Below are 15481 nucleotides of genomic sequence, written 5' to 3'. Positions count from 1 at the left end.
TTTCTAATTAGAATTTGTAATTAAGCCCTAAGCTTATTCCCATACCTGTAGAATAAGAGCTAACAGTCTGCTCTTGTTCAATTTCAGTAACTGGGTTGCGAATTAATTGAGTTTGTTTTATTTCTGGATTTAATAAATTTTTACCTGTAAGGTTTACTTTAATATGCTCGCCAAATTCTTTGCTGATTTGAGCGTTTAAGACAACAAAACCATTTTCAACGATAGCATCGTCATAAAAGATGTCTCTATTGGTTTGATCGGTTGGTACACCTAATGAATAAATTTTGTCTGATGCGTAGTTAGCATTCAATGATATTGCGAAAGGGTTGTCACCTGCCGTATCATAATTTAAGCTAGTATTGAAAATCCAATCAGAAGCACCTTGAAGATCAGTTTTGGTAATACCTTTATATTGGAAGCTTCTTAATAAATTACCTTCATCATTATAAATTTCTTTTAAATCTTGTTGATGCCACATACGAGTTACATTCAAAACCATATTAAGGTTGTAACCTGACTCTGAACCATTGTCATCGTTGTAAGTAGGAGTTACTAAATCTAATTTAGTTTCTGCTTCAAGACCAAAAATTTCAGCTTTCTCACCTGAGTTGAAATAAGAGAAAATACCTGCAGAACCTCTTTCTCTAACTCTGTTGATTGGGTCGGATATATCTTTATAGAAAGCAGCAACTGATACAAGTTGAGCAGCAGAAGGAAAGTATTCCCATTTTAAATCTAGGTTAATATCTTTTGAAGCTATTAAATCAGGATTACCTCTAGTTATTTGACCAGTAGGAGAAACATAGTTAAATGGCGCTATTTCTTTAAATTCTGGTAATGTAATCGTGCGACTTACTGCTAAACGTAATGCGTTTAGTTCGTTAATAGTGTACTTAACATTTAAACTAGGATAGAAGTTGCTATAATCTTGGTTGCTATCTCCTGTTCTAGGCGAAAGGTTTCCTATATCGTAAGCAACTTTAATTTCATCTCTTTGAAAACGAAGACCAGCATCAAAATTCCATTGTTCAAGTCCGACATTAAAAGAAAAGAATGCAGCCTTAGAATCTAAAGTTCCTAAATAGATATCTTTTCTTTCATCGTTTGCATTTGAACCTAAAAGATTAATTTCTAAGAGTCCCGCATCAAAATAAGATTGGCGAAAAATGCTACCTAAATCATCTATAGATGATGGGTTGACCGCATTGGTGTTGATTTCTTCTACACCAACAAACTCAGAACTAAAATCACGTTCTTTATTTCGGTAAGAAACACCAAAGTTTAACTTGAAGTTTTTCGTATCCTCATCAATAATTTTTAATTCATCTTTTATGTAAGCACTTATTTCATTGTCCTCAATTTTTTGACTCGATTTACGTTGTTGAAATCCGCCATTTCTACCTAGTTGAACAAGTGTGCCATCTGGATCAAAATTGACTTCGTTTCTAATTCTGTTTGGCTCATCGGCGTTTAAAAGGTTATAACCAGCGGCCCAATGCAATGTGTTTTTCTCACCAATTTGGTGTCTACCTATTAATTGCGTTACTAATAATCTAGTTTGTTTAGTGTTCTGATCTCTAATGAATTGAAAAAGACCTTCGCTAGGGCTTGTTTCTTCAAATATTGTTGCCTCGCCATTACGACCACCTTCAAAAACATTTTCATCTAGTTTGTTTACGAAAAAGGTACTAGACTTAATTTTATTTTTAGAATTCGCTAAATAAGTAATATCTAACAACCCGGTGTTTACAATTTTCTTTTGATATGTAGTCGCATCTGTAATAGTATCATCAATAAAGTTAGAACGGTATTGTCTAAAAACTCCTTCTCGATGCTCAAAAGATCTAGAGTGAGAAGCGGTGAAGAATATAGCAAGCTTATCGGCTATTTTCTTACCTGCAGCGATAGACATAGAATAATCCATCGGGTTTTCTTGTCGTAACGTATTCCAGCCTTGGTTGGTAATTAACTGTTGTGTAGAAAGATTTTGGTCATAGAAACCGAAAGTTGTATTCTTTGAATTCTGTGATATTCTAAAATTATCGTAAACACCGCTTTTTGCAACGTTAGAATTTACACCACCTGAAACGCCAATTGCAAGTTCGCTAGAGCCAGCTAATTCTCTTGAAGTTATGTTTATATTACCTGAAGCTTGATCAGCAGATCCTTCTACCCCGTATGTTTTACTGATACTTACATTCTGTAGTACGCGTGTTGGGAATAAAGAAAGGTTAATATTCTTTTTATCAATATCATCGGATGGTACTGGAAGTCCGTTTAGAGTAGAAGACAAATATCTATCACCTAATCCTCTAACAAATACATCTCCTGAAGCTTCACTGCTAGATACCCCTGATATTTTTGTGGTGGCGGTAGCAGCATCAGAAACACCTATTTTAGCAAGCTCAACAGCGCCTATACTCTCTTTGATCTCGATAGCTCTTTTCTGATCCAACAATAACGCTGTCTCTGAGTCTTTACGAGCAACAGTGGTAACGGTAACCTCGTCTAAAGATACCCCTTGAGATGCGCTTAGTGCAATATCAATGGTAGTAACTTTACCAGCTGTAATTTCAACATTTGGTATTTCAATCGTTTCATAGCCTAGGTAACTAAAAGATACTGTATATGTACCAGGCTCAATAGCTGATATCTCATATAATCCGTCAAAATCAGAAGTGGTACCTTTAGTAGTACCTTTTAATAAAACGTTGGCAAATGGTAATGGTTCGTTGTTTAATTCTTTATCGGTAAGTGTTCCAACAATGCTTCCTGTGTCTTGTGCACTAGAAATGATAGAGATAAAAAGGAATGTAAAAAATAGTAACTTGTTCATTAGATATATCGATTCTTTAATCAGCGGCAAAGAAACAGAGCAGTTGTAATGTTCGGGTTAGATCCATGTTAAACATTTATTTTGTTAATGTTATGTAAACGTTACTACATTAAATCAATGTTAACTGCCGTTGCAGTAATAGTATTATCTTTACTTTTGAGCGAATCAATCTAATTTGAAAACCATGAAAAAGAAGGACATTAGGATACTTTTAGTTGATGATGAACCAGACATCCTAGAGATAGTGGCCTATAATTTATCTGCCGAAGGGTACGATGTGTATACCGCAAAAAATGGTGCTGATGGAGTTGCTAAGGCAAAGAAGAAAATGCCACATCTTATTATTCTAGATTTAATGATGCCCGAGATGGATGGTATTGAAGCTTGCGAGATTCTAAGAAAAACTCCTGGTATGGAAAATACCATTATTACCTTCTTAACAGCTAGAGGAGAAGATTATTCTCAAGTAGCGGGTTTTGATGCAGGTGCAGATGATTATATTACCAAACCTATTAAACCTAAGGTTTTGGTAAGCAAGGTAAATGCACTACTTAGACGTATTAAGAACGAAGAAAACGCTCAAGAAGATATTACCAAAGTTGGTGATATCGTAATTAATAGAGAAGAATATAAGATTATCAAAAAAGGTAAAGAAATCATTTTACCTAGAAAAGAGTTTGAACTTCTTGCTTTATTAACTTCAAAACCTAGTAAAGTATTCAAAAGAGAAGTAATTCTCGATAGAGTTTGGGGTAATGAAGTGGTCGTTGGTGGTCGTACAATTGATGTACATATTAGAAAGCTTCGCGAAAAAATTGGGGAAGACCATTTTAAAACTGTTAAGGGAGTAGGTTATAAGTTTGTACTCTAAATGGCTGCTAAAGTTCGTTCAAGAAAGTCATATCGTTTTGCGTTTCGCTCATCGTTTTATATTGTAATAATCAGCATATCGGTGCTCGCTTTATTGCAATGGCGATTTAGTACTATAAACTGGGGTATTTTAATTTTTGCAGGGTTATTCTTCTTTATAATATCTTTTATCACGCTACAGTTAAGAATTGAAAAATTTATTTACAAACGCATCAAAAAAATATATGACGATGTTGAGTTGCTAGAATCTAGTACTATACCCTCATATCCTGTTACTACAGATATGAGAACCTTAACGGCTGAAATTGAAAAGTTTGCAAAGGATAAAAGGATAGAAATCGATACGTTGAAGATTAGAGAAGAATACCGTAAAGATTTCTTGGGTAACGTGTCGCATGAGCTCAAAACGCCGCTTTTTACAGTACAAGGTTATATAGAAACCTTGTTAGATGGTGCAATTGATGATAAAAATGTACGTAAGAAGTATTTAATACGTGCCAATAAAGCGGTAGATCGTCTAATCTACATCGTAAAAGATTTAGACCTGATTACGAAGTTTGAAGTAGGGCATCTTACTCTTGAAAAGCGCTCGTTCGATATTATTGATTTAATACAAAGTGTGTTCGATCTTTTAGAGATGAAAGCGGCCAAGAAAAATATTACCCTAACTTTTGATATGGAATATGTGCAACCCATATTCGTATTTGCCGATAAAGAAAAAATTCAACAGGTTCTTACCAATTTGCTGGTCAACTCTATAAAGTATGGTAATGACAATGGTACAACAGAAGTAAGTGTAGAAAATTTGGTTAAAAACAAGGTAATTGTAAGAGTAACCGATAATGGCGAAGGTATACCTGCAGTGCATATTCCTCGTCTTTTTGAGCGTTTTTATAGGGTAGATCAAAGTGGTAGCCGTCGCGAAGGTGGCTCTGGGTTGGGTCTCGCCATTGTAAAACATGTCATAGAAGCACATGGAGAAAAAATCTTTGTAGAAAGTGCTGTTGAGGTCGGTTCAGAGTTTTCTTTTACGCTAGAGAAAAGTATCGTTCAAATAGAAGAAGTACAATAATCGCTAACCCTCTCTTTTTTCTTAGATTTGCCGCAGTTTAGATGTAAAAATTGTGGGAAGTAAAAATAAATTAAAGCGATTTCAAGAAAACGAGACGTTTTCAAACGTAATTCAACCAACAAGAGACGAAGTGGTAGGAGGTTTCCCGTTGAAAGGAAAATGGAATACCCATTTCAAAAACGACAACCCTATTGTATTAGAATTGGGTTGTGGTAAAGGAGAGTATACCGTTGGCTTGGCGAAGAAATTTCCGAAAAAGAATTTTATTGGTATCGATATAAAAGGCGCCCGTTTCTGGAAAGGAGCTAAAGAAGCTGTAGAAGGAGATTTACCAAATGTTTGTTTTATTCGGACTCAAATCGAACTGGTAGACCATCTTTTTGGTAAGGAAGAGGTGTCTGAAATTTGGATCACCTTCCCTGATCCTCAAATAAAATATAAACGCACCAAACATCGCATGACCAATACGGCATTTTTAGAGCGCTATAAGCAAGTTCTAAAACCTGACGGAACCGTGAATCTTAAAACAGATAGCGAGTTCATGCATGGGTATACCTTAGGTCTGCTTCACGGTCTTGGTTTAGAAGTACTTTACGCCAACCACGATGTGTATAAGAATGAAGGTAGCCCTAAAGAAGTCTTGGAAATACAGACTTTCTATGAAAATCAGTATCTTGAAAAGGGAAAACCTATTACCTTTATTAGGTTCAAGGTAAACTGATTCAATGCAACAATTACCTATTTTATTTGTATTCACTTTTGGTGCGGCCTTTTTCGCGTCGCTACCACCCGGTTTGCTGAATTTAAATGCAGCAAAGACGAGTGTAGAAAAGGGAAAAACAAATGGAATAATTTTTGGTTTGGGGGTTGCTCTTGCAGTAATGTTACAAACGTATGTATCGGTACGTATCGCAAAATTAATTTCTAGAAATCAACATGTAATAGAAGTGCTTCTGCAATTGGCTTTGGGTATATTTTTTGTGTTGGCAATTGTATTTTTTATAAAAGGTAGAAAGCAAGAGAATAAGCCGTTGATACTTACCGAGACCAAAAAACGAAATAGTTTTTCTAAAGGAGTGTTCTTGGCACTTATTAATCTTTTGGCGATACCTTATTATAGCGGATTAAATACGGTTTTTCACTCTCAAGGTTTTATGACCTTTAAAATCGTAGATGAGGTTTTGTTCATTCTAGCTGCCGGTAGTGGTACTTTTCTTGCCATGTATTTATATGTGATTTATTTTAATAAGTGGGAGCATAAAACAAAGTCATTTTCTAAGAACAGTAATTTTATTTTAAGCGGATTAATGGTGTTGTTATTTGTGATAACCGCTTTTAGATTGTTTAATTAAACGGATGTAGCTGATGAAACCTGAAAACGAGAATTTCTTTGAAAGAGTATATCAGGTAGCACGGTTAATACCCGAAGGTCGTGTAACTTCTTACGGCGCAATAGCTAAATATTTAGGTGCTGCCCGTAGTGCACGAATGGTAGGTTGGGCAATGAATGCATCGCATAATATGGATGATATTCCCGCACATAGAGTAGTTAACAAAGTTGGACTATTAACTGGAAAGCATCATTTTGACGGCACTAACCTTATGCAACAACTGCTGGAAGGAGAAGGAGTAGTAATAAAAGACCTGCAAATAGTACAATTAGAAAATTACTTTTGGGATCCATTTACAGAGCTCAAAGCAGAATTATAGCGCTATTGAAATATTAGGGTAAATGTTGTTTTATCATTAGACACTACTCGGATCGAACCACCGTGCAAACGCATAATTTGTTTGCTTAAGCTTAAACCGATACCTGTTCCAGTATTTTTAGTAGTAAAAAATGGAACAAATATTTCATCTAATAACTCTGCAGAAACTCCAGGTCCGTTATCGGTAACCGTAATATATTTTTTACCCTGCGCATCTTCTTCTGCTTTAATAATGATGCTACCTTCATCTTGTTCTTGTAAAGCCTGCTGGGCATTTTTACCAAGGTTTAAAAGTATTTGAGTAATCTGTTTTTCGTCGATGTAAAGTTCTAGGTCTTCAGGTTCAGATAATACTTCTAAAGTAATATTATGTCCGTTCGTATACTCCTGTAATAATAACCGCACTTTTTCTAAAATCTTACTAGCGGGTATTAATTCTCGATCAGGTTCGGGTACACTTAAAAATGTACGGTACGACTGAACAAAACTCATTAAATCATTACCCTGTTCTTTGATAACCTCTAGACCTTTTGCTGAATTTTTTATTTGAAGTTCTCCGAATTCTTTAGGCGTGGAAAGCACATCTCCTTTTTTAAAGTATTTTAATATAGATTCAGAAATAGAAGTAATCGGAGTAATAGTATTCATGATTTCATGGGTTAATACACGAATTAGTTTTACCCAAGAATCAGTTTCTTTATCATCCAATTCCTTTTGAATATCGTGAACAATGACCAATAATAACTGCTTACCTTCGATGGCGATAGGCGTACATTTTAATGTCAATTCTTTTTTGCCACGTTCATTGCCTAAAGAATATAAGGTGCTTTCAAAAGGTTCTAAAGATTCAAATAGACTGTAGAGATTCGGGTCTATTTGCTTTAATTGCTTAACGTGGTTAAGGGGTCGGTAGTTGAGCAAATCTTGTACCGTTGGGTTCGCGTATAAAATATGCCCTTTGTCATTAACGGTGAAAATACCAATGTCTGCTTGCCTTAAAATTTCTTGATAATACTGCTCCTGTGCTTGTTTTTTTACATGAATATCTTGAATCATTCCGTTTAACATATTCAAGCTATGGTTCAGTTCTTCGATAGATTTTACACTCAGTTTTTCAGGAAAACGCAAGGTGAAATCTTCATTTTTTATCGCATCGAAGAAATAAGCGATTTTTCTATTGGTTTGGTTCACGTAATGTATGAGTCCGTATGTCTGTCCTATAAATACCAGACTCAAAATACCGCTAATCAGGTAATGTTCTTTGAAAATTAGAAATGCGGTGAGTAGTGCACAAACGGCTATCAGAATAATCCTAAAAATAAGTTGGTAGTATATGCTTTTGCTGACCATTATTTACCCGATTTTTTAAGTTTATTATAAAGGGTCTGTCTTGAAATACCCAATTGATCTGCAGCGGCACTATAATTTCCTTCATGGTCGTTCAGTGCTTTATTGATCATCACCAATTCCATTTCTTCGAGTGTTTTTGGTCCGCCTTCAATGGCTACGGTAGTTTTGGTATCCAATAGAAAATCGGTTGGTTTTAATACATTTCCTTCAGAAAGTATTACGGCACGCTCCATGGTATGCAAAAGTTCTCTAATATTACCAGGCCAAGGGTAGGTCATTAATTTCTCTTGTGCAGATTGATTTATTTTTAAACTAGGCTTGCCGTATTTATTAGCGAATTTTTTCAAGAAGAAATCTGATAATACTAAAACATCATTGTCACGATCTCGTAATGCAGGTACCTGTACTTGAATGGTGTTTATTCGGTATAAAAGATCTTCACGAAACAATCCGTCAGTAACCATTTGTTCTAAATTACCATTAGTAGCACATATTAATCGAATGTCAACAGCAATAGGTTTGTTTGATCCTACACGAACGACAACCCTATTCTGAATAACCGATAGTAGCTTTGCTTGCATCTGTAAAGAAAGGTTCCCGATTTCATCTAAAAAGAGTGTTCCGCCATTGGCAGCTTCAAATTTACCTGCGCGGTCATCTTTAGCATCTGTAAAAGACCCTTTTACATGTCCAAAAAGTTCACTTTCGAATAAATTTTCAGAGATAGACCCCATATCCACTGAAATAAAAACCTCATTATTTCTAGCTGAAGATTTATGAAGCTCGCGAGCGATAAGTTCTTTACCCGTTCCGTTTTCACCGGTTACTAAAATATTTACATCTGTTTTGGCAACTTTTTGCACGAGGTTTAAGACACTATTAAGCGCTTTAGAATTGCCAATAATGTAATTTGAATTCTGGTTGATAACCTGCTTCAGATTACTCTCTTTTTGTTTTAAGTGCTGCACCTCTTTCTGCGATTTTCTGAGCTCGTAAGCAGATTTTACGGTAGTTAATAGTCGCTCATTGTTCCAAGGTTTAAGAACAAAATCGCTAGCTCCTTCTTTAATTGCTTCAACTGCAAGTTCAACGGCACCATAAGCGGTCATCATAATTACAGAGATGTGCGATGCCTTCTTTTTTATTTCTCGAAGCCAGTATAATCCCTCGTTACCAGTGTTCACTCCCGCAGAAAAATTCATATCTAATAGTATGATATCAATTTCCTTCAAGTTGGGGAAAGAGGTAAGTAAGTTGGGGTTTGAAATAGTCTGTACACTTTTATATTCAAACTGTAATAATATTTCTAAAGCGCTCAATACACTTTTGGTATCATCTACAACAAGTATTTTAGCATCGATCATGGTGAATTCTATTAACTCTTTTAAAATTACACATACAAGTTTGTATTTTCATGCTACTGTAAAAATATTTGACATTATCTGTACAACAATTTTACACTAATAAATTAAGAGCTATTTTTATTATAATGTAAACAATTGTAAATCAACACTATATAATTATGGCACGCATATAGTAATAAGAATGGCATACCAATAAAGAAATGAATCAAAAATTTAAAATAACGACACTTTTACTACTCTCTATTTGGGGGTCTATCATTGCTCAAGAAAGTTGGACATTAGATGACTGCGTCACTTTTGCAATGGAGCATAACTTGCAATTGAACGACTTTAAATATACTAACCAATCTAATAAAGAAACCTATAGACAATCGGTTCGTAATCTGTTACCATCGGTAAATGCATCTTCTAGTTATTTAATTAGTTATGGTAGAGCAGAAGATCCAAATACAGGTACGTTCGTAAATCAAGATTTTTACTCGAACAACTATTCTTTAGAATCTTCAATTGATTTGTTTCAAGGATTTCAGAAAATCAATGCCATAAAAGCATCTAAGTTGTTATTTAAGGCAACGCAAGAGGAGGTATTACAGCAAAAATATTTGTTGGCATTTAGAGTGATGCAAGCTTTTTATGATATTCGATTTTTTGAAGGATTAGTAGAGATATCAAAAGAACAATTAATGGTATCGCAATCAAATTATAATCTAGTAGAAAAGCAGGTAGAATTAGGTTTAAAAGCAGGAGCAGATTTGTATGAAGCAGAATCTTTATTGTTAACCGATAAGCTAAATGTAACTCAAAGTAACAATCAATTGGCGTCAGCAAAGTTGACTTTGATTCAAGAAATGAATTTAGAAAATACTTCAGATATAGTAATTCAAAAAGATTTGGAAGAAATAGTATCAGAACTTAATAGCCAAGATATGAAATCTGATGCTGTTTATAATGAGGCAAGAGAGTTTATACCAATGATAAAAGCACAAGAGTTTAGAGCAGAAGCAGCTAAAAAGCAAGTAGCAGTTTCAAGAGGTAGATTGTATCCTTCCCTTTCATTCTTTGCAGGTATTGGTACAGGGTATTTCGAAACTTTCAGAGATACAATGGGCAACACCTTACCATTTAGAGAGCAGTTTAGAGATAATACTTCCCAATATATTGGTGTCAATTTAAATGTGCCAATTAGTAATGGTTGGTCTGCAAGGTCTAGGGTAAAGCAATCTAAAATAGAAAAGCTACGAGAAGAGAATAATTTAAAAACACAAGAGCAAGAGCTATTTCAGGCGATACAAAAATTAGTACAAGATTATAATTCTTTGCAGGTAGAGCTAGTACAGAGCAATCAGAAAATGGATGCGCAAAACTTAGCCTTTACCATTGCTCAAAAACGCTATGAAAAAGGATTGATAAATGCATTGGAACTTTTTACCGCTAAGAATTTATATGCCAGTGCGCAAAACGAAAATTTACAGGTAAAACTTCGTTCAGAAATCAATAAGAGTACATTAGATTTTTACAGAGGCTTGCCAGTTTTCGATATTAATTAGAAATCAAGCCTTGAGATTAATCAGTAACCAAATACAAACAACGAATTAAGAATAAGATGGATATAAAATTAGAAAAGAAAAAAGGACTCAAGCCAAAACACTTCGGCTACATTGCATTAGGTGTGTTGCTATTATTTGTTGGATATCAGCTATTGTTTTCTAGTTCTGTTTCAACTTTTAGAACAGAAAAAGATAAACTTTCGATTGCCGAGGTATCAGCAGGTAAGTTCGATGACTATATTACTATTAACGGTAGCGTAGCACCAATTGCCACCATTTATATGGATGCTTATGAAGGTGGTCGTGTAAGTGAAAAACTTATTGAAGAAGGCGCAATGGTGAAGAAAGGTGATATTATCTTGAAGCTAGAGAACATGAATTTATACGAGCAGATTTTGGCGAGCGAGAGTAATTTGGCATTGAAACAAAATGACCTAAGATCGACCAAAATGAGTTTTGATTCAAGACAGGTTGAAGGTAGAAGATCATTGGCAACAACAAGTACAGATTTGCAACGCTTGAAAAGAAATTATGAGCAGAACAAAGCGTTGTTTGATGAAGAATTAATTTCTAGGGAAGCTTATCAATTGTCAAAGGAAAACTATGAATTGTCTCAAAAGCAATATGAGATTATAAAAGTGCAAACCGTACAAGATGATGAGTTGCGCGAAACATCATTAAAAGGGTTGGATACCGATTTAGAACGTATGCAAAAAACATTAGGTATGGTGTACCAAAGACTTGATCACTTAAATGTTCGTGCCCCTGCAGATGGGCAATTAGGATTTTTAGATGCCGAAATTGGGCAGAGTATAGCACAAGGTCAGCGTATAGGTCAGATTAACGTACTTACAGATTATAAGATAGAAGCTGAAATCGATGAGCATTATATTGACCGTGTTAAAAGAGATTTAGTGGCTGTTTTGGAGCGTAACGGAACAGAATTTCCATTGCGACTACGAAAAGTATACCCTGAGGTAAGAAACGGTAGATTTAAGGTTGATTTAGTCTTTACCGATAGCAAGCCAGAAACTATTCGTTCAGGTCAGAGCTACAATATTAAATTACAATTGGGTGAATCTAACGATGCACTTTTATTACCAAAAGGGAGCTTCTTTCAAAGCACTGGTGGACAATGGATTTTTGTTCTAGAAGCTGATGGCGGTGAAGCAGTCAAAAGAAACATTAGAATAGGAAAACAGAATTCTAGGTTCTATGAAGTTTTAGAAGGTTTAGAACCTGGAGAAAAAGTAATTACAAGTAGCTATGATAATTTCGGCGAGGCTGAAAGAATTGTATTAAAATAAAAAACGAACTGTCACATTAAGCATCGTAAAGATGTCTTTATACTAACAATTAAAATCAATCGAAATGATAACCATTACGAACCTTAAAAAAAGTTTTAGAACAGAAGAAGTAGAAACCTTGGCATTGAATAATGTCAACCTAAAAGTAGAAGATGGCGAGTTTGTGGCTATTATGGGTCCGTCTGGTTGTGGTAAATCTACTCTATTGAATATTATTGGCATGTTAGATAACCCAACAGATGGAAGCTACAATTTTGCGGGAAACGAAGTAGGCGGACTAAAAGAGAGTCAGCGTACACAATTACGTAAAGGGAATTTAGGCTTCGTTTTTCAAAGCTTTAATCTTATCGATGAACTTACTGTTTACGAAAATGTAGAGCTTCCATTGATATATTTAAAAATGGGTAAGGCAGAACGAAAAGAAAAGGTAATGAAAGTGCTGGAGCGAATGAAAATTGCACATAGAGAAAATCATTTTCCGCAGCAATTATCAGGTGGTCAGCAACAACGTGTAGCAATATCGAGAGCAGTAGTAACTAATCCGAAATTAATATTAGCTGATGAGCCAACAGGAAACTTGGACAGTAAAAATGGAATTGAGGTAATGAACCTATTAACAGAACTAAATCAAGAGGGAACCACTATAGTTATGGTAACGCACTCAGACAGAGATTCGCATTATGCTCACCGAGTAGTAAATCTATTCGATGGTCAAATTGTAACTGAAAGTCAAAACCGAGCAATCGGAGCCATGATGTAATCCCCATTCCCCCAAAGGGGGTTTAAAAAAAAGAGTTTATTTATCAATCAATTATCAATTTCGTTCACGGAGCGGAGTCGAAGAGAAATCAACTAATCAGCCAAAAACCAAACCAATCAAAGGTATTCCTTCATCACGGATACTAATAGTATCAATCAATCACCGAACTCAATCCCCTTTCTTTGGAGGGGGCTAGGGGGAGAAAAAAACGAGAACTATGTTTAAGAACTATATAAAAATCGCATGGCGAAACCTTTGGAAGAATAAAGGCTATAGCTTGTTGAATATTTTTGGTCTGGCAATAGGTATTACCTGTGCCGCTATGATTTTACTTTGGGTAGAAGATGAGGTTGGCTATGATAAAGATTTTGCAAAACAAGATGTGGTTTATTACATACCCACCAACCAACAATACGATGGAGAATGGAGAACATTTTTTGAAGCTACTCCGGGTCCGTTAGCAGAAATATTAAAGCAAGAAGTTCCTGGAATAGTAGGAGCTGCAAGAACAAAAAGTGAAGATTTTTTGTTTCAGGTAGATGATACCGCTATTAATAAAAACGGACGATATGCCGACCCTGATTTTTTAAGCATATTTAGTCTAACTTTTGTAGAAGGCAATCTAGAAACGGCTTTTAATGATGTTGATGCCATTGTAATTTCGCAAGAAACGGCTACCCAATTATTCGGTGAAAACATTTCGGCCATTAATAAGGTGGTGAAAATAAATAATGAAAATAATTATACCGTTTCTGGTGTCTATGAAGATTTACCAAACAACGTTACCTATACTTTTGATTGGTTGGCACCTTTTGAGCGTTTTGCTGAAGGTAAAGAGTGGGTAAATGGCTATGGTGCAAATTTCGCTGATACTTTTGTAGAATTGTCTCCAGAAGCAAATTTTGATATTGTCAATCAGAAAGTGAAAGCAATACTGCCTATGAAAACCGAAGATGATGAAACTTTCGCATTTTTATTTTCGATGAAAGATTGGCATTTAAGGTCATCTTTTGAGGGTGGAAAACAAATTGGAGGTCAAATTACTTATGTAAGGCTATTTAGTCTTATTGCAATAATAATTTTATTAATAGCCTGTATTAATTTCATGAATTTGGCGACTGCCAGAAGTGAAAAAAGAGCAAATGAAGTCGGAGTCCGTAAAGTATTGGGTTCTGGTAGAAAAGGACTGATATCTCAATTTATCGCAGAGGCTATTATCACTGCCGCGTTATCTGCAGTACTAAGTGTGCTGTTATTGAAATTATTGGTACCACAATTTAATATGATTATAGACAAACAACTAGTGTTAAGTTTGTTCAATCCCACGCATATTTTAACATTGATAGGCATTACCCTGTTTTGTGGTATTGTTGCGGGTTGGTATCCGGCATTCTATTTGTCTTCTTTTAAACCTGTTGATGTATTGAAGGGAGCACGAAAAACAAAAGGTAGCGCAACATTTATCAGAAAAGGATTAGTAGCTACTCAGTTTGTAGTATCCATAGTATTTATCATAAGTACCATAATTGTATACCAACAGGTACAACATGTAAAAGGGCGAGATTTAGGGTATAATAAAGAAAATCTTGTAAAAATACCTGTGACGGGAGATATGATTAAAAACTTCATTCCTATTGAGGAAGATATGGTTGCCTCCGGAATGATTGAAAGTATCGGACTCAATAATTCAGATATTTTATCGGGCGGAAATAATACATCTGGCTTAGAATGGCAAGGGGGTGTTGATACCGAAAATGTATTGGTATCCGTTAGAAATATTACTTCAAATTTCTTTACTACTGCAGGTATGGAGATTATTGAGGGTAGAGGTTTTAGCAATAATCCCGCTCAAGATAGTACCAACATTATTATCAGTGAATCTTTCGCAAAATTGATGGGTAGCGGCAGTGCTATTGGAAAAACAGTAGCTGAAGACTACCCCGTAATTGGTGTAGTAAAAGATTATTTATATGGTGATATGTACGGGTCTAGTGATCCGGTTATATTTTTTAATGACCCAACTGAAGCACGTTTTATGTATGTAAAAGCGAAGTCTGGTATGGCAACAGCATCGGCTTTATCAGCTATGGAGACATCGTTGAAAAAGTTTAATCCTGCATTTCCTTTTGAATATGAATTTGTAGATGATACCTATAATGCCAAGTTTAAGAGTGAAAAATTAATCGGCAACCTTTCTCAAATTTTTGCGCTGCTAGCTATATTGATTTCTTGTTTAGGACTCTTCGGATTATCAGCCTTTACCGCAGATCAGCGTAGAAAAGAAATTGGGGTTCGTAAAGTTTTAGGGTCAAGTATATCGAGTATAGTAGGCTTGTTGTCAAAAGATTTTATGCAGTTGGTCGTTATCGCAATTTTAATAGCTTGTCCTCTTGCATGGCTATTAATGCAGAACTGGTTAGAAGGGTATTCTTACCGTATTTCTATAGATATATGGGCTTTTGTAATTGCAGGCGTTGTCGCCATTGTTATAGCATTAGTAACGATAAGTTTTCAAGCTTTAAAAGCGGCTAGGGCGAATCCTGTAAAAAGTTTGCGTACAGAATAAGGGCATTTATTATGATAACAAGACCCAAATTCAGAATTTATCTGTAAATATATTTTACATATTTTGTCCAAATATTTGACAGTTAAGATATTAGATTTTT

General features: G+C 35.2%; 12 protein-coding genes. 9 read left to right on the top strand and 3 right to left on the bottom strand.

Features of this window, described 5'->3' with window-relative positions:
* Positions 1-7: 7 nt before the first annotated feature.
* Positions 8-2836 (bottom strand): TonB-dependent receptor domain-containing protein, encoded by a 2829-nt coding sequence (locus tag ACEN2N_RS06875; protein WP_441823636.1) that lies wholly within the window; start codon positions 2834-2836, stop codon positions 8-10.
* A gap of 184 nt (positions 2837-3020) precedes the next feature.
* Between ACEN2N_RS06875 and ACEN2N_RS06870 the strand changes: the two genes are divergently transcribed.
* The 5 genes from ACEN2N_RS06870 to ACEN2N_RS06850 are packed head-to-tail and all read left to right on the top strand — an operon-like array spanning position 3021 to position 6488.
* Complete coding sequence (locus ACEN2N_RS06870) at positions 3021-3707, top strand: response regulator transcription factor (protein WP_441823635.1); 687 nt, start codon at positions 3021-3023, stop codon at positions 3705-3707.
* Complete coding sequence (locus ACEN2N_RS06865; protein ID WP_441823634.1) at positions 3708-4778, top strand: sensor histidine kinase; 1071 nt, start codon at positions 3708-3710, stop codon at positions 4776-4778. It abuts the gene before it with no gap.
* A 52-nt stretch (positions 4779-4830) separates the two neighbouring features.
* Entirely contained in the window at positions 4831-5499 is a 669-nt protein-coding gene (gene trmB, locus ACEN2N_RS06860; protein WP_424003028.1) for a tRNA (guanosine(46)-N7)-methyltransferase TrmB, read from the top strand.
* A gap of 4 nt (positions 5500-5503) precedes the next feature.
* Positions 5504-6130: a LysE family transporter gene (locus tag ACEN2N_RS06855; RefSeq protein ID WP_441823633.1), complete on the top strand. Its 627-nt coding sequence runs from the start codon at positions 5504-5506 to the stop codon at positions 6128-6130.
* A 13-nt stretch (positions 6131-6143) separates the two neighbouring features.
* Positions 6144-6488: an MGMT family protein gene (locus ACEN2N_RS06850; protein ID WP_441823632.1), complete on the top strand. Its 345-nt coding sequence runs from the start codon at positions 6144-6146 to the stop codon at positions 6486-6488.
* Positions 6489-6490: 2 nt separating this feature from the next.
* Here ACEN2N_RS06850 and ACEN2N_RS06845 read toward each other — a convergent pair whose 3' ends face one another.
* Positions 6491-7837 carry a sensor histidine kinase gene (locus ACEN2N_RS06845; RefSeq protein WP_441823631.1) on the bottom strand — a complete coding sequence of 449 codons (1347 nt, stop codon included), beginning with the start codon at positions 7835-7837 and terminating at the stop codon, positions 6491-6493.
* Positions 7837-9201, bottom strand: coding sequence for a sigma-54-dependent transcriptional regulator (locus tag ACEN2N_RS06840; protein WP_424003022.1), 1365 nt, complete (start codon positions 9199-9201; stop codon positions 7837-7839). Before ACEN2N_RS06840 ends, ACEN2N_RS06845 begins: the two co-directional genes overlap by 1 nt.
* A 200-nt stretch (positions 9202-9401) precedes the next feature.
* Here ACEN2N_RS06840 and ACEN2N_RS06835 point away from each other — a divergent pair, with 200 nt between their 5' ends.
* From ACEN2N_RS06835 to ACEN2N_RS06820, 4 genes are all read left to right on the top strand, one after another.
* Positions 9402-10748 carry a TolC family protein gene (locus ACEN2N_RS06835; protein ID WP_441823630.1) on the top strand — a complete coding sequence of 449 codons (1347 nt, stop codon included), beginning with the start codon at positions 9402-9404 and terminating at the stop codon, positions 10746-10748.
* 56 nt (positions 10749-10804) lie between these two features.
* Positions 10805-12055, top strand: a complete 1251-nt coding sequence (locus tag ACEN2N_RS06830) for an efflux RND transporter periplasmic adaptor subunit (RefSeq protein WP_441823629.1) — start codon at positions 10805-10807, stop codon at positions 12053-12055.
* Positions 12056-12119: 64 nt separating this feature from the next.
* Positions 12120-12815 (top strand): ABC transporter ATP-binding protein, encoded by a 696-nt coding sequence (locus tag ACEN2N_RS06825; RefSeq protein ID WP_424003016.1) that lies wholly within the window; start codon positions 12120-12122, stop codon positions 12813-12815.
* A gap of 217 nt (positions 12816-13032) precedes the next feature.
* Positions 13033-15381 (top strand): ABC transporter permease, encoded by a 2349-nt coding sequence (locus tag ACEN2N_RS06820; RefSeq protein WP_441823628.1) that lies wholly within the window; start codon positions 13033-13035, stop codon positions 15379-15381.
* Positions 15382-15481 lie beyond the last annotated feature (100 nt).

Origin of the sequence: Maribacter spongiicola (assembly GCF_052119685.1) — a bacterium.
Lineage (GTDB): Bacteria > Bacteroidota > Bacteroidia > Flavobacteriales > Flavobacteriaceae > Maribacter > Maribacter spongiicola_A.
This window is presented reverse-complemented; position numbering and strand designations above follow the sequence as displayed.

Coding starts and splice junctions, on each gene's coding strand:
- ACEN2N_RS06875 (WP_441823636.1), bottom strand. CDS start 2,836: ATGAACAAGTTACTATTTTTTACATTCCTTTTTATCTCTATCATTTCT.
- ACEN2N_RS06870 (WP_441823635.1), top strand. CDS start 3,021: ATGAAAAAGAAGGACATTAGGATACTTTTAGTTGATGATGAACCAGAC.
- ACEN2N_RS06865 (WP_441823634.1), top strand. CDS start 3,708: ATGGCTGCTAAAGTTCGTTCAAGAAAGTCATATCGTTTTGCGTTTCGC.
- ACEN2N_RS06855 (WP_441823633.1), top strand. CDS start 5,504: ATGCAACAATTACCTATTTTATTTGTATTCACTTTTGGTGCGGCCTTT.
- ACEN2N_RS06850 (WP_441823632.1), top strand. CDS start 6,144: ATGAAACCTGAAAACGAGAATTTCTTTGAAAGAGTATATCAGGTAGCA.
- ACEN2N_RS06845 (WP_441823631.1), bottom strand. CDS start 7,837: ATGGTCAGCAAAAGCATATACTACCAACTTATTTTTAGGATTATTCTG.
- ACEN2N_RS06840 (WP_424003022.1), bottom strand. CDS start 9,201: ATGATCGATGCTAAAATACTTGTTGTAGATGATACCAAAAGTGTATTG.
- ACEN2N_RS06835 (WP_441823630.1), top strand. CDS start 9,402: ATGAATCAAAAATTTAAAATAACGACACTTTTACTACTCTCTATTTGG.
- ACEN2N_RS06830 (WP_441823629.1), top strand. CDS start 10,805: ATGGATATAAAATTAGAAAAGAAAAAAGGACTCAAGCCAAAACACTTC.
- ACEN2N_RS06825 (WP_424003016.1), top strand. CDS start 12,120: ATGATAACCATTACGAACCTTAAAAAAAGTTTTAGAACAGAAGAAGTA.
- ACEN2N_RS06820 (WP_441823628.1), top strand. CDS start 13,033: ATGTTTAAGAACTATATAAAAATCGCATGGCGAAACCTTTGGAAGAAT.